The sequence below is a fragment of the Micromonospora sp. LOL_021 genome (assembly GCF_048060215.1).
GTDB lineage: Bacteria > Actinomycetota > Actinomycetes > Mycobacteriales > Micromonosporaceae > Micromonospora_E.
The window spans coordinates 1-18,644 of the sequence record NZ_JBHMIN010000067.1; the positions used below are offsets into that span (position 1 = coordinate 1).

Sequence of the window (18,644 nt, forward strand, 5' to 3'; positions counted from 1 at the left end):
CTCCGGACCTCAACGCGGAGTCCTCAGCCGCACACTCTCCGACTTTGCCGTGCCCGTGCCTTCATTGAGGCTGGCAGAGGGTGTTGCGCGACTGCGGGCACGATGTCGCAGCTCTCTCGGGAGCTGCCCTTCATTGAGGCGTGCGGGTCGACGACGACGGCGAATGGCTGGTGCCCGTCGGTCGCAGCTCTCTCGGGAGCTGCCCTTCATTGAGGCAGGCCGGCAGGGCCCGCTCGGTGTCCGACACCGTCGCAGCTCTCCCGGGAGCTGCCCTTCATTGAGGCTGGCAGGCCGTCTTGCCGCCGTCGTGGGAGCTCTCGGGAGCTGTCGTTGGACGGGGACCTGCCGTGGATGGTCAGCAGGGCGCAGCAGGTGTGGATCGGTTCCGGATCCTCACCTGGGCAGGTGGTCGTACTGCCGTCGTCTGTGGATGGCGTCGCTGACTTCGGCAATGATCTGGCGATGCCGTTGCAGCAGACTGTCCTTCTGATCGGGTTCACCCATATCGCGCCGGGCGGCTGCTGCTGCGACGGATTCGTGTAGTAGGTCGTGGAGGGCGCGTGGGAGCAGCGCGGCGTCGGCCGTACTCAGCTGGTGTTTCCGGGCGTGGTCGTCGGCGGCCTCGGTGATGACCGCGTCTGCGGTGGTCTCGGTGCCGTGGGTGATCGGGGCGCGATCACGGGCTCTGTTGAGCAGGAGAAGGATGTGTGCGGACCATGCCCTGGCCATGTCCTGCCCCGCGATTTCGTTATCTTTCAGACCAATGCGGAATTTCCCGTACGTCGTGCCCCGGTGATCCCCCGGGTTGGTGGCGGCGATGGATGCCTCCAGGGCGTCGGCGGCGAGGACCAGTAGGCGAATGTGGGCGGCCGGCGTCGTCGCGTCGACGAGGGCTGCGCGGACGAGTTCCAGCCGCTGAACGACCAGGCCGGTGGTCCAGCTGGTGTCGGAGCTGCCGTCCGGCGGCTGTCGGCTGGCGAAGGCGTCGGCCAGCAGACGTGCCCGGTCGGTGACGTCTTCGCCAATGGCCGAGGCGGCCAGCAACCGCCAGGCGACGTCCAGTTCCAAGGACCGTAGGGCCCGCTCGGCGGCGATAAGCAGGGGCAGATCGCCGCCGGTGACGGCGGGCCACAGGTGGACGTTGCGGTAGCCGCTGCGGTTAGCGGGAGTGGCGTTCTCCCGGACGAACAGGGGGATGCCGTGCCGGGCACCAACGAGGCGCATGGCGCGGATCAGGGCGAGGACCACCGGCTTGCGGCCGGTGGGAATGAGCAGCAGTGCCCCGGTCTCGCGGGTGAGCCTGGCCTCGATTGCGCGTTCGACGGCGGTTTCGTCGATGTCGTCCGGGGTGATCGGCTCGACCCAGCTTTCGTCGCTGGCCGCGCCCGTGACGTTGTGGGTGATCTTGGTAATCAACTCGGCGTCGGCCGTAGCGGCGTCGAGGCTGCCCTCGCCGTCGTCGACGGCGAAGATGACGGCGCGCAGCCGGGTCTCCTGCGTGCCGAGGAACTCCAGCACCGCCGGCGGGATTCCATCACGAAGCTGGCACCCGACTGTGTCGTTGGCGGCGCTACCGGGTCGGATTCCGGCTGGCCAGACCGCCAGGACGGTGTCTGCCGGGGCGACCGGCGGTTCAGGCAGACCGGCGTCGCTCCAGCCGCTGCCGTCGACGGCGTACTGGGTCAGGTATTCACCGATGAAGGCGGCGTCGCGGGCGGTGGGCGGGCGGAGGTTGTGGCTGCCCCTGCCGATGTTCTGCAGCGAGTCGACCTCGGATCCGTACAGCCACCGGTAGGACGGCAGGCCAACGGAGGCACTGACAACTGGATCGTGGTGGCGGCGAGCGATCAGGCCGAGCTTCCTCCCGAGGGAAGGCCCGCCGTTAGGTCTCTCGTACTTGCGGAGGAGGTCTTCGGCCCAGGGGCGGTCGGTCCGGTCGAGTTCCAGCAGTTCTTCGTAGCGGCTGACGACGTAGCGGCGGACGGCGAGACTGGCGGTGCCGTCGCGGCGGACGACGGCATCGGCGAGCACCGCGCGCAACGACGCGGTGTCGTGTGCGGCGAACCCTCGGTCGTGGCGTTCGGCGGCTTGGCGGACGAGGTCGTGGCCGTCGTCGGTGAGCTTGACCATGGGCGGGTCGGCGCGGGCGAGGTCGGCGAGGGCCTGGAACATGCGCCAGCGGACCAGGACACCGGCGACCGGGTCACGGTCGAGCCGGCCCAGTGGGTCGACGATCTCGTACGGGGTCCGGCCGCTGGTGACGATCAGCCGCCAGGGGATCCCCGCCTGGGACAGCGCGGTGAGCACGCCCATGGCCAGGGTGGTGGAGCCGGAGCCCCAGGTCACCACCGCTTCGGTGTAGCGCGGGGAGCGGTCGAGGTGGGCGACGACGGTGCGGATGACGTCCACTTCGGCCAGGCCTTCGATGGTGGCCGTCGCGATGGCGTGGATGGTCGTGTCCTCGCTGGATCGGGCGCGTAGAACCTCGGCGAGGGTCTGGGCGATCGGCGCCGTGTCCAGGTCATCGGGTGGCTGCTGCCGGGTGCCGATCAGCATCACGTCGAGGTCCGGGGTCTCGGTGAGTCTGGTCAGGGCGCCGAGCAGTGGGCTTGGTGCGGCAGTACGGGGGTGGTCGTCCTCCCACGTTCCGTCGGTGAGTAGTCGCCGGGCGGCGGACGGCCCGGCGGGGCCGGCGGCTGTCGCGGCGAGTTGTCGGCAGCGATCTCGGACCCGGCCGGCGCGGACGGTCTTGGGGGTGGGGCCGTCCGAGCGAAGCAGGAGATCCGCTTCGCCGGTGACGTGAACCAGCAGACGCATGCGGGCCATTGTGGAGGACGACGGCTCGGGTTGTCACGGCGTGTCGGAATGCTGTCCCGGCCCCGCCTCGACAGCACATCCATATCGAAACTTTGACTACTTTAGTAGTTGAACGATCGGAGTAGTTGTGCGTAAGGTGTCGGCCGTGCATGTCTTCCCGGCCGAGGTCCCGGCAGCCGAGGCCCGCCGCGCCGACGTGGTGGAGGTGCGGGTGGCCCGCAAGGTCGCCCCGCTGTTTGGGGTCGCCGGCGACATCCCTCCCTTCCATCGGTCCTGGGTGTGCGACTACACCACACTGTCGTTGGCCGAGATCGGGCGTGGCGCGCCTGCCCCGGACAAGGCACAACGGTCCGGTCTGGACGCGGCCACGCTCGCCGGGCCGGCTGTCGACGGCGACCGGGACTGGTCATGGGTGGGTCGGGCGGTCTGGGCACCGCCGCAGGCACCCCTGCCGGGCGGCTTGAGCAACGCCACCCTGAACCGGTACGGCCCCGACACCAAGGCCGCAGCGGTGCTGGCAGCCGCCAACCGGCTGCTGCGTGGTGCGACGGCAGCCGTCGCCGCTGCCGCCCAACGGCTCGCCTCCGGCGACTGTGATCAGGAGATCCGCCTGGCGGTGTGGGCGGGTCTGGTTCTCGAGGTCTACCGGGCACAGCCAGCCCTGGTCGTCGCGGCGGTCCAGGCCCGCCAGGTGCAGCGGTCGCTGTCGGCCCGGTGGGGCAGACAGGTCGACCGGGCACGGGTGGCGGCAGGTGACGACGCCCCGTCGGAGATCCGTCCGTGGGCGCCGCAGCCCGCCGACGACACCGGCGCGGCGCGGGCCGACACCCGCTGGCGGCCGACGTCGTTCGATCTGGTCGACGCGACACTTCCGGCGATCGGGCTCACCGTGGACAGGTCCGGCGACCCGGCCGGTGGCGCGGCGGCGCTGCCCCCGGAGACACTCGACGACATCGCCTCGGCCTGGTGCCACCGGCTGCTCAACGTCGGTCGCCCCGGCAGGGGAGTGGTGTGGCTAACCGAGGACGACCGGGGCTCCCGTCACGTCCAGGCCATGGTGCGGGTCGGTGCCGTCGTCGCCCCGTTCGTGGCGGCCACCCTCGGCGGGGTGACCCGCGTCGGCCACGCCCCGGCACCCACGCTGCCGACGTTGCCCGACGCCGGTGAACTGGCCGGCCTTCCGCTGTCGCGCCGCCGCGCCCACCTGCTGGTCGCCCACGTCGCCACCAACTACCTCCGCTACCGCGACGAACTCCTGACGACCCGACCGGACCTGCGGCACCAGACCCGGGAACTGGTCGCCCTCGCCGTCGTCCGCAGCGGCGAGGTGCTCGATCCCACGGACCCGGTGGCGTTGCTGCTGCGCGCCTACGACGCCTACCTCGACGTGTGGGATTCGACCCGCGGCCTGCCCGGCTCCGACGCCGACCCGGATCCCCACCGGGTGTCCTCTGTGCAGCGGCTGATCGCCTCACAGCAGCACGTCGTGGAGTCCTGGCGGTCCGGTCGGCTGGACCCCGGCGCGACGGCGTACCTGCTGGAGATCGGCATCACCGCGCTGCTCGGCGCGACCTCCCCGCCTGCGGCGCTGCCCGACCCGTACTCCCCAATGGACCGGACCGAGATGTCCGAAGCCCAGGTCCCCGCGTCGATGATGCAGTCGTGGTGGTCGGCCACGTTGGCGGCACGGGGGATCGACCCGGACACCGATCTGGCCGCCGTGATCGACTCTCTCAGTGACGCCCAGGTGTTCCACCTGCACCACTACGCGGACTGGCGGTCCCGCACCGGCCGGCGTGGCGACCTTCGTCAAGCCCTCGCCGTACAGGAACGGGTGGCTGCGGTACGTACGGAGGTCGTCCGCCGGGAAACGGCCGGATACGCCGCCAAGGCCGTCGCCGCCCGCTCCAGCCACCAGCTCGCGGCCCGGATCGCCACCGACCTCGCCCTGGCCACGCCCGACCGGGAACACGCAGCCCGGGCGCGAGCCTGCGACACGGCGGTCCGGCACGCCCGGACGGTGCTGGCCGACCTGACGGTGCGGCGTGACTCGCCGCAGGCGTCCGCCTCGACCGCACAGGTGGTGGCGCGGGCGCTGTGCGTGGCCGCCGCCAACGGCAGCACCGTGGATCCCCGCGACGCCGCTGCGGCGGTGGCGCTGCTCGACCGGGTCACCGCCGCAGCGGCGTCGGCCGACCGGACGCCGAGTAATCAGTGGGTGGGCGGGTTGCCGCTCACCCAGTGGCACGACTGGCACACGACACTCTCGGCCGTCGCCGGCCACACCATCGGCGGGTAGCGACCCGCGCCTTCCCAGCCCTCCACCGGACGAACGGCGAGATTCTGGACATGAACGGCGAACCATCCCCGACCAAACACATCGGCCGCCGGCACTGGGTGCTGATCGAGACGGGTGGCAACCAGCGGTACATCTTCGGCAGCAACCGGCTGCGGCACGTCGTCGGGGCGTCGCAGCTCGTCCACGAGGTCGGCACCGAGTGGGTGCCGGCCGCGGTCGGGCGACTCGATGATCCCGACGCCACCGTGGTGATGACCGCTTCCGGCAAGGCCCTGCTGCTGGTGGGTTCGGTCGACGCCGGCAGGGCCGTCATCCGGGAGGTCAGCTGCCGGGCGCTGCGGGATGCCCCCGGCCTGCAGGTGACCGGGGTGGTCGGCCCGCCGTTCGACGCGGCCGACCCGGCCGCGCACGAGCCGGCGCGGCGTGAGACGTACGAGCTGCACGCCGAGGTGCGGGCGGCCCGCCGGGATCCGCTGCTGCGGGACCGGGTGTTTCCCTGGCACCGACTGTGCCGGGACAGTGGCCAACCGGCCGACCGCGAGGAACCGTACGGGAAGGACGAACTCGTGGCGGCCTCGGCCGGGGTGCTGGCCCGATCCGATGCCAGACATCGGGCCCGCAGTCGGCTCACGGAGCAGCTAACCGACGACCTCGGTGATGTCGTACCGGCCAACACCGACGTCCTGCGGCAGAGCGGGTGGGCAGCGGTCGTACACGCCGACGGCAACGGCGTCGGCGGCCTGTTCCGTCGCTTCCTCGACCATGTCACGGCGATCGAGGGCACCGGCCCGGTCGACCTGGCCACCCATCTGCGCTACCAGCGGTTGGTCTCCGCAGAGCTGGAGACGGCGACCTGGAACGCCGTACGGGATGCAATCGCCGCCCTGCGGGAGCAGCGGGCGGGGGAGGAACTGACCGGGCGGCTACTGCCGATCGTCGTCGGCGGAGACGACGTGACACTGATCTGCGACGCGGCGCTCGCCGTGCCGTTCGTGCGGGCCTTCGCCGAAGGGTTCGCCCGGCACACCGCCGCCCAGCCGACGCTGTCGGCCATCGCCCGGCAGGCCACCGCCCGGCAGGCCACCGGCCACGCCGGTCTCACCGCCTCCGCCGGGATCGCGGTGATCAAGCCCCATCACCCCTTCGGGGCCGCGTACGAGCTGGCCGAGGCGCTCACCGTGTCAGCCAAACGGTTCCGGCCAGCGGGCGCGTTCGACCTGCACGTGGCGCACGCCGCCACCCTGCAGGACCTGACACTGCTGCGCGAGCACACCGAACCGGCCGCGAAGTGCGGCCCACAGGCGGCCCGCTACGCCGGCCCCTACCTGCTCGGCGCCGTCGAGGACCTGCCCGTCGAGCTGCGTCACCGCAGTGTGGAACTGCTCGACGAAATCACCAGCTGGCTCGACCGTACGGGGTGGATGTCGACCGCGCAGGCCCACGCCCTGCGGGAGGCCGCGGACCGGAGCCTCGCCGAATACCGCCACCAGGTGCGCCTGACGGTGCCCCGCGCCCCCGACCCGGACCGGGCCGGCACCCTACTCGACGTCCAGCCGCCCACCCTGGGCACCGACAGCGGGCGGCAGCCTCCGACGAACGGCACCGCCGCGCCGTTCCTGCGGCTGTTCGACGCGATGCACCTGCACGGCCTGCGCCTGGACACCTTCGCCCCGGCCCCGTCGACCGACCGGTCCGCGTCCAAGGGAGGCATCCGATGACGTTGCCCACGACATTCGAGATCACCCTGACATTCCTCAGCGACTGGCACATCGGCACCGGCCAGGGCAGGTTGGGCAGCATCGACGCCGAGATCCGCCGCGACAGCGACCACCTGCCGTTCGTGCCGGCCAAGACCATCGTCGGGATCTGGCGGGACGCCTGCGAAACGGTGGCGGACACCTTCGACCGGGTCGGCGACCGGCCAGCGGCCTGGCGGGCCTGGGTGGACTGGCTGTTCGGGACCCACCCGCCGGCAGAGGAAGGAGGCTCCGCCCGTACCGGGAAGGAACCGACGCCGGCGGTCCTGCGGGTCACCCCCGCCCAGGCCCCGGCCTGGCTGCGCGACGGGGTCAGGGGCAAGCCGACGCTGGCGCAGGCCGCTGTCGTACTCCGCCCCGGAGTGAAGATCGACGACGACACCGGTACGGCGGCCGACCGGTTCCTGCGGGTCGAGGAACGGGCGCTGCGCGGCATGCGGCTGTACGCCCAGGTCAGCGTCGCCGCCACGATCCCAGGTGAGCCCGATCGGCTGCCCGCGTCGGCGGAGCTGCTGTTGCGCGCCGGCGCCCGGCTCGTGGAGGCGGTCGGCGGCAGACGCAACCGTGGCGGTGGGCGGGTCGCCTTCCTACTGCCCGGTGCCCGGGTGGACGGCGACGGTCCTCATGCGACGGTCACCGACAGCCGGCTGGTCGAGCTGCTGGCCGGTGGGGTGCCCGCCGACCCGCCACCGCCACCGCCGGCCGGTCCGCTGGTCGAGGTGCACCCGTACGACCGGCTGCACCCGGACCGGCACCGTGTCGTGCGGGTCGTGCTGCGGGTCCGTACCCCGGTGGTGGCCGTCGCCGATGTGCTGGGAAACGTCATCAGTGGCCATGACAGCATCCCCGGCACGATGCTGCTCGGCACGGTCCTGCGCCGGATCCAGCCGGGGCCCTCGGCCGACGGTGGTGGGCGTGCCCGGATCGGCCTGGCCGACGTGCGGGTCGGCGACGCGGTACCGGCGGTCGAGGACCGCGGCGATCCTGCCTCGGTGGTCCCCGCTCGCCCGGTGCCGACGGTATGGCGTCGGAGCAGGAAGGGCCGGGGCGACACCGTCTGGAACGTCCTCTGCGGTGAACCAGCGCCGGAGGAACAGGCCAAACCGATGTCCGGGTGGGTGGCACCAGCCGGAGCCGGATGGCGATCGGCCGAGCCGGCGAAGACGGTGTCGACCCACGCCGTCGTCGACGACGCGCAGCGCCGCCCGACCGTCGCCAGCGGTGGCCTGTTCACCAATCTCGGCATCGCGGCCGGAACGCTGCTCTGCAGCGACATCGTGCTGCCGGAGCAGGCGCGGCTGCGACTGGAGCAGGGCGAGCAGTTGCGGTTCGGCCGCTCTCGTAAGGACGACTTCGGCCTGGTCGAGGTCGTCCGGGTGATCGACCCGCTGCCGACCCCACCACCGCCGACCCTCACCGACGGGCAGCTGCTGGTGTGGTGCGTCTCCGACATCCTGCTGCGCGACGAACGGCTGGCCCCCGATCCGTCACCACAGGGGCTGGCCCGGGCGTTGTCCGCCGCATTGGCGCCGGCGTCGGTCGAGGCGACCGGGCGGCCGACTACCGATGCGGCCCGGCGGGACGGATTCGCCGTCGCCTGGGGACGGCCCCGGTCCAGCCAGGTGGCGTTGCGGGCCGGCAGCGTCGTGCGCCTCACCGTGATCGGCCAGCTGGACCCGGCCGTGCTCAGCCGGCTGGAACGCGACGGCATCGGCGAACGCACCGTCGAGGGGTACGGCCGGATCCGGTTCAACCCGCCGGAGCTGTCCACCGCCGTACCCGACGTCGACTTCACGACCGGAGCCACGCCGCCGACGACGCGGGCCACGCCGACTGGGTCCGATGGACCGGCCGGGGCCGGTGAGAGGACCGGGCTGGCCGAGCCGGTCCACCCGATCGAACTCCAGGCGTGGCGGCGGGCGATCCGACGGGCCAGCGCCGAGCTGCGGCCAGAAGAGGTCATCAACGGCATCGACCGGCTGGCCGGCCAGCGGGCACAGCTCGGGTCGCTACGCGCCCAACTGGAACGGCTGACCCTCCCCGGCGGGGCGGACATGGTCCGCGACTGGCTGACGGGCACCCGGGCGGTCCGGGCCCGCCGCGAGACCTGGACCGAGCCCGTCCTGGATGACCTGTCCGCGTTGCTGCTCACCGACCGGGGACTCGTCTGGGAGCGGCTCGGGCTGGCCGGTGACCAACCCGCCCTGGTCCTCGCCCCCGGGCGGGAAAACACACTGCGGGGGCGGTTGCACACCGAGGCACTGCTGACCACGGTCACCACCGCCCTGCGTTCACTTGGCCGGACCAGTTCCACGGCGGCCGCCGGCACCCGCGCCACCACTGGGAAGGAGCTTTCCTGATGGGACAGTCGCTCGGCACCCGTATCGAGGTGTTCGGGACCCTGACCTGCCTCGGCCCGGTCCATGTCGGCGGCTGGGACACCACCGCCGTGGCGGACCTGAGTATCGCCCGGGACGGCACCGACCGGCCCTTCCTCCCCGGATCCTCCATCGCCGGAGCCCTCCGGGCGTACCTCGCCAGCGTCGACCGGTTCGGTGGCGACCGGTCGGGTGGCGGGGGGCCCACCGCACCGCTGGATGCACTCTTCGGGCACGTCACGCCGTACTCGCACAGTGGATCACCGTCCTGGATCCGGATCGACGACGCCCCGCTGACCGGCGAAACGGTCACCCCCGCGGTCCGCGACGGTGTGGGAATCGACCGCCGGTCGGCCAGCGCCGCAGCGGCCTACCTCTACACGCGGGAGGTGCTGCCGGCCGGCACCGCCTTCGCGCTGCGTCTGGTCGCGGACACCCCGACCGCCGCGCCCGAACCCGGGTACCCCGGCGGATGGTCGGCACTGGTCCACGACGCGGTGGAGACCATCGTCGCCGGACTGTGTCACGGCCGGGTCCCGATCGGTGCCGGTCGGGGCCGTGGCCACGGGCGGGTGCAGCTGCGCGACGTCACCGTCCGACACGCCGACCTGTCCACACCGGCCGGTCTGGCCGCCTGGCTGACCGGAACCGCCGAACCCACCCGGCCACCGGTGGCGGACCTGCCGCCGCTGGACGGCCGGCTGCGGATCACCGTCGCCTGGCGGCCGACCACCCCGGTCCTGGTACGCGATTCGCTCAGCGGCACGGTGGTCGACACGCTGCCGCTGACCGCGACCGATGTGGACGGCACCGTGCGGCTGCTGCTGCCCGGCTCGTCGATCCGCGGTGTCGTACGGGCACACGCCGAACGGATCGTGCGTACCCTGCTGCGGCAGGACGCCCCCGATCACGCTGACGGCGACGGCTTCGGTGAGAACCTGCGCCGACCACCGATCGGCGTCGACGTGCTGTTCGGGGCGGCACCGGACGGGCACCGGCAGGGCCGACCAGGCAGCCGGGACACGACCGGCTGGCGGGGCGCGGTGAGCGTGGCCGACTGCCACAGCCTCGGCCAGCTCAGCGCGCAGAGCTGGAACAGCGTGGTCACCGTCAGTCCGAAGGCACGGGCCGCGACCGCCCGGACGGCACCGGGCACCGAGCCCCGCCAGGAACGGGCCGACCGCAACAGCGACCGCGACCAGGCCCGCACCCGGCTGTACGGCCTGCTCGGCGACATCTCGTCGGAGGTGCCCTTCCAGATCAGTGACCATGTCGCCATTGACCGGTGGACCGGAGGGGCCAGCGACCACCGACTGTTCAGCGTCCTGGAGCCGGGCCCCACCGTCCGGTGGGAGCCGATCAGCATCGAGGTGGACGTCGCCCGGCTCGCTCGCTTCGCCCGGCCCGACCGGTCCGACCCCCGGCACGCGTCGGCAACGGCCGCGCTGCCGCTGCTGCTGCTCGTCCTGCGGGACCTGCGGGACGGCTGGTTGACCCTCGGCTACGGCAGCACCCGGGGCCGGGGCCAGATCGAGGTCACCGATGTGACCTTCGAGGGCGCCGGTCTGGTCGGTGCGTGGCAGTCGCTCGCCGGCCGCACCCTCGACGCCATCCTCGCCGACCCACCCACGGACATCGTCGACGCGATGGCCACGTGGGCAAACCAGTTCCAGGAGAATCCAGCGTGAGAGAAACCGCCCTCGGCGCGACCCTGCACGCCGTTCGTGCCGCCACCGCGCTCACCGCCGCCGAAGCGGTCAGCTGGTTCACCGCCCACCCGGCGGGAGCAGGCCAGACCCTCGGCTACACCTTTTCCGCTGGTGCCGCCACCTGGCTGTCGATCGGCCCCCACGGTGCCGTCGAACAGGTCAGCGACGCCGCCGACGTCCTCGCCGAAGCGTACGAGCTGCTGCTGTTCGACGGTGAACGGGAACTGCGCTGGCTGCGCGAACCCGACGGACGCGGCACCGCGGTCGCCCTCGGCGAGAACCCGGCCCACCTGCCGCCCGGCCGGCCGGTCACGGCCGAGCCGGCACCGCGACGCGGTGACACCCACCGGCGGCTGCTGGCCGGCACCCCGAAGCAGCATCCCAGAGCCGGCTGGACCACGCTGGCCAGCGACCGGTACGCCGCCGCGCACCTGCCGGTGACGGCCGTCGGCGCCAGGGCGCTCACCGTGGAGACCGTCGAATACCTCGTCGAGGACGTCCACGGCAACCTCGACGTCGCCGACGTCCGTACGGTCGCGCTGCGGGCCACGGTCGCGGACACCGGGGCCGCGCGCGAGCAGGGAAGGACGACGGCATGAGTACGTCGAACGACAAGCTGAAGCGCAGGGTCCAGGCCGCGCTGACCAAGCGGGACGGCCACCTCGAAGGAGTGATCGACGGCCGCGGCAAGGCGGCAAAGCTGAAACCCCTTAAGCCGTCCGAGTGGGACGGTGCCCTCACCGACCACGTGGCCACCATGGCCGACGGCGACACCGTCACCGTCACCGTCGTCACCGACCTGGCCGCCAACGGGAAGCGGACCGCCCAGCTCGTTGGGGTCGCCCCGCTGGCGAAGGTCACCACCGACCCGGACCGGAGCAAGCGGCTCGACTCCGTCGGCGGCTTCGTCAACCCGTACACGTTCGTGCCGACCCTGCCCCGGACGGACCGGGACGGCACCCGCCTGGCCGACACCGGCCTCGACGACGCCGCGCCGCCCAGCCACGCCTACCACGCCGACGGACAATTCAGCGGCACCCTGGCCCTGACCCTGACCACCGTCACCCCGCTGCTGCTGCCGGTGCGCGCAGCGACGCAGCCCGCCGACGGCATCCGTACCTTCGATGTCCGGGTCGACCCGGACGGGCTGCCACTGCTCCACGGCGCCTCCGTCAAAGGTGCCCTGCGCGGCGCCTACGAGACAATCACCGCCAGCCGGTACGGGATCTTCTTCGACCACCACGAGCGGCTCGCCCACCGGGCCACCACCGACGCTGCGTTGAATCTCACCCCGGCACGGGTCCACCAGCTCGCCGACGGCAGCACCGCCTTCCGGCTGTGCCAGGGAGACGCCGACTGGCCACGGACCAGCGGCAACCAGACCCAGTACGCCGCCCTGGTGCCCGCCTACGGAGCCGAGCCAGCCGTACACCTCCTCGGTGGCCTGGCCGGTACGTCGCTGTCGGACCACCATGGCACGCTGGTCCATGCCCGGGTTGTCCTGCGCCGTGACGGCGGCCGCGCCTGGCGGGTCACCCACCTGGCCCGCAGCGAGAAGGAGTTGCACGCGGGCCTGGCAGAGCAGGATGTCACGTCGGTTCGTGCCACCGAGGAGCGGCACCGGATCGTGTGGGGCTGGCTCTCCGCGACCGGAAAAACCATCGAATCCAAGCGGTACGAACGGCTGTTCGTGGAGACCGCCGGCCGGGACGTGCCGGTCACCGACGACCACAAACGCTACTGGCAGTCGGTGCTGCGGGCCTACGACCTGGCCCACGGATACAACGACCCCCAGGCCACCTACCGCCGCGATCCCGCGACAGCCAAGGGAATCGTCCGGTCCAAGCACGTGCCCAGCACCCGCGAGTTGCGGGAACTGCCGGTAGGCACCCTTGTCTACGTCAAGTACGACAAGACCCGCCACGAGATCACCGAGGTCCACCCGGTCATGGTCGGCCGGCTGCCCTTCGCCGCAGCCCCCGCTGACTTGCTACACCCCAGCCTGCGCCCCGCGCAGGACCGCGCCCAGCTCTCCCCGGCGGACCGTCTGTTCGGGTGGGTGCCGTCCGGTGGCGGCGACGACGTTTCCGAGGCCAACGACGGGGCCTCGGGCTACCGTGGCCGGCTGCGCGTCCGGTCGGTCACCTGCGTCACCCCCGACTGGAAACCCACGGATTTTCCGCCGGACGGCGTCGTCCTCGCTCCGCTGAGCACCCCCAAACCCACCCAGTCCCGCTTCTACGCCGCGTCCGACAACGCCGGGACACCTCTTCGGCGTGGGGTGCGCAAAGCCGACGGGTACGCCGCCGACGGCGGGCTACGCGGCCGCAAGATGTACCGCTGGCGGGCGGAAGCCCCAGACCACTGGGAGCCCGGCCGCGACCGCACCGTTCCCGGCCCTGGCTACCTGGCCCTGCCTAAGCAGCGCACGGACCACGCCACGCAGCTGGCCCGTCACCGAGGTTGGGTGCGACCCGGTGCGACCTTCCAGGTAGAGCTGTTCCTCGACGCTGTGCCGGAGGCCGAACTCGGTGCCCTGCTGTGGCTGGTCACCCGTGGCGGCGACACGCCGTTGCGGCTTGGCGCCGGCAAGCCGTACGGCTTCGGTGTCGTCGACGTCCAGCTCGACGGGCACCGGACGCGACTGTGGGATGCCGCCGGAGTCCAGGCAGGCTGGCTGCGGCTGACCCGCCCCGATCCGGTCGACGCGGCTCGGCTGACCGAACTCGCAGACCGATTCGCCACGATAGCGAAGGGCAACGAGGTGCTGCGCGAGGCCACCGAGTCGTACCTGGCCGCCGCCAGGCCCGTCACCGAGGAGGTGCACTACCCCCGGAAGACTCGCCGGCCGCAGACCGAAAGCTACGAGTGGTTCGTCGCGAACGAACGACTGGAGAAGAAGGCGGTCGTCGAGGGATGGGCGTTGCCGCATGTACGCGACCCCGAGCAACGGCTGCCGTACCTCGGCAGTGGCGGGGGCTGACGACAGCGGGCGGCAGGGATCATCCTTGTCCGGCAACCTCGGTACGCTCTTGGGAGAGCATCGGCCGGTCTCTCGATGTGATCGGCTGTAGTGGCTCGATCGCCAGCCGTGCTCTGGCAAATCCGGTAGCCCAATCGCCGCCCGCCGCGAAGGGTGCGTCATGACGGCCGTGAGCGTGGACCCTTCGCGGAGCTGTTTTCCCTGTTCAGCACCTGTTCTGTAGTGGACGATGATGGCTGTGGGGTCGCCGCGAGACCCGCTGCCGGCGGACCCTTCGCGGACCGGTCGTTCCGCCGCAGGTCAGGAGGGGTAGGATTTGGACCCTGTCGCAGCTCTCTCGGGAGCTGCCCTTCATTGAGGCGAGACGTCCATCCGGACCTCGGTGAATGGTGGACACGTCGCAGCTCTCTCGGGAGCTGCCCTTCATTGAGGCAGCGGGGAGTGCGTGAGCGGCTCGTAGATGCGGGTCGCAGCTCGAGAAACTGCTCTTTGCCGAGGCTGGGCCGATGGTGAAAGCAGCCTGGTGGTTTACAGGGTGGTCGCTACCGAAGCGGGCTGGCCATCGCAAGGACCTGCGACGGCCAGCCCCGCTCCGGGCGGTCGTGTCCTATGTCTGCTGGGCGGCTCAGATTTCGGGATCGACACTGTTGGCGGACCGGCGGTTGGGTTCGCGGACACCTGGTCGGGTGAGTGCGCTCTTGTAGACGGCGATCGACACCATCCGGCCGTCGCGGCCGGCTCCGGTCACGGTTGCCAGGATGCCGATGACGGGGGAGTTCGGGTCGTCGTGGCCGTACCGGATGTCGGAGACGCGGACCCGCATGGCGCGGTCGCCATACACCCAGTCGGCCTTGCCGAGACGGAGGTTGTCTCCGACGCGCAAGAGTTCGTCAGGCACCGGCGTCGTCCTCACGGGGCTGCTGTCCCGGCGACCACAGACCGGACAGGTGCAGGACGGCGCGCACCCGGCGGGCTTTGGCCGGATCCCAGCGCTGGACGATCACCAGTGCGCGGAGGAACGGCTTGCAGGGTGCTGCGACGTCGCAGCGGCGGCATTCGCCGAGCCGGCTGGGCAGATGCACGTTGAGCGCGTCGAGTGCCCGGGTGAGTGCCCGCTGGGCGGCCGGGCTGCGGGGCGCGGCGGTCGCGTCGGCGCGTGCGCCGGTTGGTGCTTCGCCGGCCCCGCGCGCAGGTGTCAGGCGGAACCGGCGGCCGGAGTCGACGTCGTTCTGACCGGGGGTACGCCGGGGCAGCGGCGGCCGGTTCGGGGTGGGTTCGGGGTGCGGCGTACCGATCGAGGTGTATCGGGCGAGTCGTGGCGTGCCGCCGATACCGTCGTTGCGCAACACAGTGGATCTCCCTTGCGATGGGGACGTATTCCTGTCCTGATCCACCCTGGACCCCGAGGCGGGTTTGTGAAAGATTGACAGCGGGCAGCGAATCGGACTGTTCTTCTTACCTGAGGGGAAGGATGAGGAAAGATGAGTGGCTACAGCGCGCTGGCTCGGATCTTGAAATTCGTTCGGAATCATGCCGGCATGACGCAGGAGCAGTTGGCGGCACGGCTCAACGTCTCGTCGTCCCTGATCGCGAAGTTCGAGACCAGCCGACTCATTCCAAAGCCGGACACCGCGCGCCGCCTGGACGCACTCTTTGACTCGGGCAACATGTTCCAGGAGCTGGCAGCGGAGGCCCGCGCCAACTTCGGCCAGCCGGTCTGGGTCCGCCCGTGGCTGGAGCACGAACGCAACGCCACCATGATCCGGTCGTTTCAGCCGCTGATCGTGCCGGGCCTGTTGCAAACCGAGGAGTACGCGCGCGCGATCCTGACGGACGGGGGCAACCGTGTGTCGGACATCGAATCGGCAGTGGCCGCGCGGCTGGCGCGGGTGGCCGTGCTGCACCGCGCCGACACACCGTGTCGATTGTTCGCGGTCCTCGATGAGACCTTGTTGCGCCGCCCGATCGGTGGACCGGAGGTGATGCGTGAGCAACTTCAGGCGATCATCAAAGCGTGTGCGGAGCCCAACGTCGAGGTGGCCGTGGTGCCCTCTTCAACTGGAACCTACCCGGGCCTGAACGGCCCGTTGGTGCTCGGCACGGTCGATGGTCGCACTGTTGCCATTCTGGACAGCCCGTTGGGCGGTCAGGTGGTCGAGGACCCGGATGAAATCGCGCTGTTGGAGGAGCTCTGGGAGGCGATCCGAGGCTACGCTCTGCCTCGACAGGCGTCGCTCGATTTGATCATGGAGGCAGCTGAGTCATGGAACTGATCGACGCTCCTCGCTGGCGTAAGTCCAGCCGCAGCAATGGCCAGGGCGGTGACTGTGTGGAGGTTGCTGACAACCTGCCTGGTCGGGTGTTGGTGCGGGACTCGAAGGATCCGGCTGGTCCGGTGCTGACGTTCGGCCCGGACACGTGGCGGACCTTCGTGGCCGGCACCCTCGTTCGGCGGTGAACTGCCCGGTAGGTGGTGGGCCGCTGCGTCGCCGCTCCACCACCTACCGGAATCACCCTGCTCAACCTTCGGTTGCCGGCGGAGGCTCCCAGTAGATCTCCACCCGGTGACCGTCGGGGTCCAGGCACTTGAAGGCGGCGTACGCCGGTTCGTCGTAGCGTTCGATGATCTCGACGCCGTCGGTCTCTAGCCGGGTGAGCAGCGCGCGGACCGCCTCGGGTCGTGGCATTCGGAAGCCGAAGTGCAGAAACGGCGGTGACGCGCAGACCGCCTCGACGGGGTGCAGCGCCAGGTCGAAGCCGTCGGCGTCGCGGATGATGACCGTCCCGTCCGGGTACCGCTGCGCCGTGGCCAGGTCGAAGCCGAAGTAGAGGTGGTAGAACTGGATGCTGCGCTGCGGATCACGCACCGGCAGGCCGAGGTGGTTCACTCGCACGTGTCCACGTTACGCCGGCCCTCGGGACGGTTCAGCCGGGTGACTGGGTCGGAGCCGGCACGTCCGAGTTGGTGCCGGGGATGTCCCCGAGGGTCTCGACGATCCGGCCGGTGTCGCTGAGGGCGCTGACTGTCCGCGCGTCGGCGTCCGACGGCCACCAGGCGACGAACCAGTCGCCGGCGCGTGACGCGGTGACGCCACGCCCGTCGGTTGTCTCGACCTGGACACCGGCGACATCCGGTTGCGTCTGGCCGGCCACCAGGCGGGCGTGCCCGGACCGTCCGTTGATCTGTGGTACGGCGACCACGTTGATCTGCTCGCCGCGGGCGATCGGGGACAGGTCGCCGATGCCGGCGAGGGTCTCGTCGGGGAGATTCACGCAGTATCCGTAGCTGTTGCCGTCGGCGAACACCACGGCGGTGGCGTCCCCTCGCTGTTCGACGAGGACCCGTTCGGTGGGGATGCCGTACTCGTCGGCCCGGGGTATCCGGTCGAGCCGCTCGGTGCATTCGGCTTCGGCGGCGGAGGCTGTCGCGTCGTCGGGCTGGGCCGGCTCCGCTGTCCACGACGCGAAGGTGGACTGGTCGGAGCCGCAGCCTGCGGCGGCGCCGAGCAGGGCTGCCGCACATGAGGCGACGGCGACGCGCTGAAGAGCATCCGACATCGGTTCCGGCCCTTCCGGACGGCTACCTGGTACGGCGGTGCTGGCGACGGCACCCAGGTTAGCCGACTGGGTGGCAGCGCTCCCAGCCGGTAACGGTTTGAAAACTTCGCCCACGGTCTTGACACGGAGGGGGTGTTAGTAAGAACTTTTACCACTAACAGTTAACAGTCCTTCCCGAAAGGTCGACGCCGATGGCTGACAGCGAGGTGGAGATCCCCGCGGGGACCGCGGTGGTCGACGCCCCGGGGCCGGCCGACACGGTGCTCGCCCGGATCCGGCTCACCGAGTTCACCGGTGCGCTGCGCCGGGTCGCCGACCAGGTGTTGACCGACCCGGCCGCGGCCGCCCGCGCCACCATCGTCGAGCTGGCCGAACGCAGCGGTACGTCGCCGGCGACGGTCACCCGGTTCTGCCGGGCACTCGGCTTCGACGGCTACGCCGACCTGCGGCTCGGCATCGCCGCCGAGACCGGCCGGGCCCGGGCCGCCGGCTGGACCGTCGACATCGGCCGGGAGATCCAGCCCGGCGACCCGCTCGACCGGGTGCTCGGCCAGATCATGGCCGCCGACACCCAGGCCATGCACGACACCGCCGCCCTGCTCGACCTCAGCCAGGTGGAGCAGGCCGCCGACGCGGTCGCCGCCGCCAGCCGGGTCAACCTCTTCGGCGCCAGCGGCAGCGCCCTGGTCGGTGAGGAGATGCAGTTCAGTCTGCACCGTATCGGCGTACCGGCCTGGGCCTGGACCGACCTGCACAACGGCCTGGCCAGCGCGGCGCTGATGCGCGACGGCGATGTGGCCCTCGGTATCTCGCACACCGGCCAGACCCGGGAGACCATCGAGATGGTCGCCGAGGCCGGCAGTCACGGCGCGACCACCGTCGCGCTGACCAGCTTCCCCCGCTCGACCCTGGCCGACCTGGCCGACATCGTCCTGCTCACCGCCCCCCAGGCGACCACCTTCCGGCCGGACGCGCTCTCCGCCCGCCACCCGCAACTCGTCGTCCTCGACCTGCTCTACGTCGCCGTCGCGCAGCGCACCCACGACCGCGCGCACGCGGCGTTCCGCCGCACCGCCCGAGCCGTCGACGGTCACAAGGCCGTCGACCGGATCACGATCCGCCCCGCCGAAACCTCCAGCTGAG

General features: G+C 71.4%; 14 protein-coding genes. 9 read left to right on the plus strand and 5 right to left on the minus strand.

Annotated features, from left to right (window positions below; all coding sequences use genetic code 11):
* Positions 1-393: 393 nt before the first annotated feature.
* On the minus strand, positions 394-2,817 hold the full coding sequence (locus tag ACFHWT_RS28255; RefSeq protein ID WP_416597714.1) for a hypothetical protein: 2,424 nt from the start codon (positions 2,815-2,817) through the stop codon (positions 394-396).
* Positions 2,818-2,962: 145 nt separating this feature from the next.
* Between ACFHWT_RS28255 and ACFHWT_RS28260 the strand changes: the two genes are divergently transcribed.
* Genes ACFHWT_RS28260 through ACFHWT_RS28285 form a run of 6 tightly spaced genes read left to right on the plus strand, consistent with a single transcriptional unit; the run spans position 2,963 to position 13,943 of the window.
* Complete coding sequence (locus tag ACFHWT_RS28260; RefSeq protein WP_416597715.1) at positions 2,963-5,116, plus strand: hypothetical protein; 2,154 nt, start codon at positions 2,963-2,965, stop codon at positions 5,114-5,116.
* 50 nt (positions 5,117-5,166) lie between these two features.
* Positions 5,167-6,834 carry a Cas10/Cmr2 second palm domain-containing protein gene (locus ACFHWT_RS28265; RefSeq protein ID WP_416597716.1) on the plus strand — a complete coding sequence of 556 codons (1,668 nt, stop codon included), beginning with the start codon at positions 5,167-5,169 and terminating at the stop codon, positions 6,832-6,834.
* The gene (locus ACFHWT_RS28270; RefSeq protein WP_416597717.1) at positions 6,831-9,233 is read left to right on the plus strand and encodes an RAMP superfamily CRISPR-associated protein; all 2,403 of its coding nucleotides are present in this window, start codon (positions 6,831-6,833) and stop codon (positions 9,231-9,233) included. Before ACFHWT_RS28265 ends, ACFHWT_RS28270 begins: the two co-directional genes overlap by 4 nt.
* Entirely contained in the window at positions 9,233-10,939 is a 1,707-nt protein-coding gene (locus ACFHWT_RS28275) for an RAMP superfamily CRISPR-associated protein (RefSeq protein ID WP_416597718.1), read from the plus strand. Before ACFHWT_RS28270 ends, ACFHWT_RS28275 begins: the two co-directional genes overlap by 1 nt.
* Complete coding sequence (gene csx19 / locus ACFHWT_RS28280) at positions 10,936-11,559, plus strand: CRISPR-associated protein Csx19 (protein WP_416597719.1); 624 nt, start codon at positions 10,936-10,938, stop codon at positions 11,557-11,559. The genes ACFHWT_RS28275 and csx19 overlap by 4 nt, the downstream gene beginning before the upstream one ends.
* Entirely contained in the window at positions 11,556-13,943 is a 2,388-nt protein-coding gene (locus ACFHWT_RS28285) for a TIGR03986 family CRISPR-associated RAMP protein (RefSeq protein ID WP_416597720.1), read from the plus strand. The genes csx19 and ACFHWT_RS28285 overlap by 4 nt, the downstream gene beginning before the upstream one ends.
* 625 nt (positions 13,944-14,568) lie before the next feature.
* On the opposite strand, the gene ACFHWT_RS28290 is transcribed toward ACFHWT_RS28285, so the two are convergent.
* Entirely contained in the window at positions 14,569-14,841 is a 273-nt protein-coding gene (locus ACFHWT_RS28290; protein WP_416597721.1) for a hypothetical protein, read from the minus strand.
* Positions 14,834-15,292, minus strand: coding sequence for a hypothetical protein (locus ACFHWT_RS28295; RefSeq protein WP_416597722.1), 459 nt, complete (start codon positions 15,290-15,292; stop codon positions 14,834-14,836). The genes ACFHWT_RS28290 and ACFHWT_RS28295 overlap by 8 nt, the downstream gene beginning before the upstream one ends.
* Positions 15,293-15,424: 132 nt before the next feature.
* Here ACFHWT_RS28295 and ACFHWT_RS28300 point away from each other — a divergent pair, with 132 nt between their 5' ends.
* Both ACFHWT_RS28300 and ACFHWT_RS28305 read left to right on the plus strand, forming a co-directional pair.
* Positions 15,425-16,216 carry a helix-turn-helix domain-containing protein gene (locus ACFHWT_RS28300; protein WP_416597723.1) on the plus strand — a complete coding sequence of 264 codons (792 nt, stop codon included), beginning with the start codon at positions 15,425-15,427 and terminating at the stop codon, positions 16,214-16,216.
* Positions 16,207-16,401, plus strand: a complete 195-nt coding sequence (locus ACFHWT_RS28305; RefSeq protein WP_416597724.1) for a DUF397 domain-containing protein — start codon at positions 16,207-16,209, stop codon at positions 16,399-16,401. The genes ACFHWT_RS28300 and ACFHWT_RS28305 overlap by 10 nt, the downstream gene beginning before the upstream one ends.
* Positions 16,402-16,462: 61 nt before the next feature.
* Here ACFHWT_RS28305 and ACFHWT_RS28310 read toward each other — a convergent pair whose 3' ends face one another.
* The gene (locus ACFHWT_RS28310; RefSeq protein WP_416597725.1) at positions 16,463-16,837 is read right to left on the minus strand and encodes a VOC family protein; all 375 of its coding nucleotides are present in this window, start codon (positions 16,835-16,837) and stop codon (positions 16,463-16,465) included.
* A 31-nt stretch (positions 16,838-16,868) separates the two neighbouring features.
* Positions 16,869-17,501 (minus strand): hypothetical protein, encoded by a 633-nt coding sequence (locus ACFHWT_RS28315; protein WP_416597726.1) that lies wholly within the window; start codon positions 17,499-17,501, stop codon positions 16,869-16,871.
* A 191-nt stretch (positions 17,502-17,692) separates the two neighbouring features.
* Here ACFHWT_RS28315 and ACFHWT_RS28320 point away from each other — a divergent pair, with 191 nt between their 5' ends.
* Positions 17,693-18,643 (plus strand): MurR/RpiR family transcriptional regulator, encoded by a 951-nt coding sequence (locus ACFHWT_RS28320; protein WP_416597727.1) that lies wholly within the window; start codon positions 17,693-17,695, stop codon positions 18,641-18,643.
* Position 18,644: the final 1 nt, after the last annotated feature.

What these genes read in the sequence shown, in the direction of transcription:
- ACFHWT_RS28275 (WP_416597718.1), top strand. Translation starts at nt 9,233, where the DNA reads ATGGGACAGTCGCTCGGCACCCGTATCGAGGTGTTCGGGACCCTGACC.
- ACFHWT_RS28300 (WP_416597723.1), top strand. Translation starts at nt 15,425, where the DNA reads ATGAGTGGCTACAGCGCGCTGGCTCGGATCTTGAAATTCGTTCGGAAT.
- ACFHWT_RS28270 (WP_416597717.1), top strand. Translation starts at nt 6,831, where the DNA reads ATGACGTTGCCCACGACATTCGAGATCACCCTGACATTCCTCAGCGAC.
- ACFHWT_RS28255 (WP_416597714.1), bottom strand. Translation starts at nt 2,817, where the DNA reads ATGCGTCTGCTGGTTCACGTCACCGGCGAAGCGGATCTCCTGCTTCGC.
- ACFHWT_RS28305 (WP_416597724.1), top strand. Translation starts at nt 16,207, where the DNA reads ATGGAACTGATCGACGCTCCTCGCTGGCGTAAGTCCAGCCGCAGCAAT.
- ACFHWT_RS28315 (WP_416597726.1), bottom strand. Translation starts at nt 17,501, where the DNA reads ATGTCGGATGCTCTTCAGCGCGTCGCCGTCGCCTCATGTGCGGCAGCC.
- ACFHWT_RS28320 (WP_416597727.1), top strand. Translation starts at nt 17,693, where the DNA reads ATGGCTGACAGCGAGGTGGAGATCCCCGCGGGGACCGCGGTGGTCGAC.
- ACFHWT_RS28285 (WP_416597720.1), top strand. Translation starts at nt 11,556, where the DNA reads ATGAGTACGTCGAACGACAAGCTGAAGCGCAGGGTCCAGGCCGCGCTG.
- ACFHWT_RS28265 (WP_416597716.1), top strand. Translation starts at nt 5,167, where the DNA reads ATGAACGGCGAACCATCCCCGACCAAACACATCGGCCGCCGGCACTGG.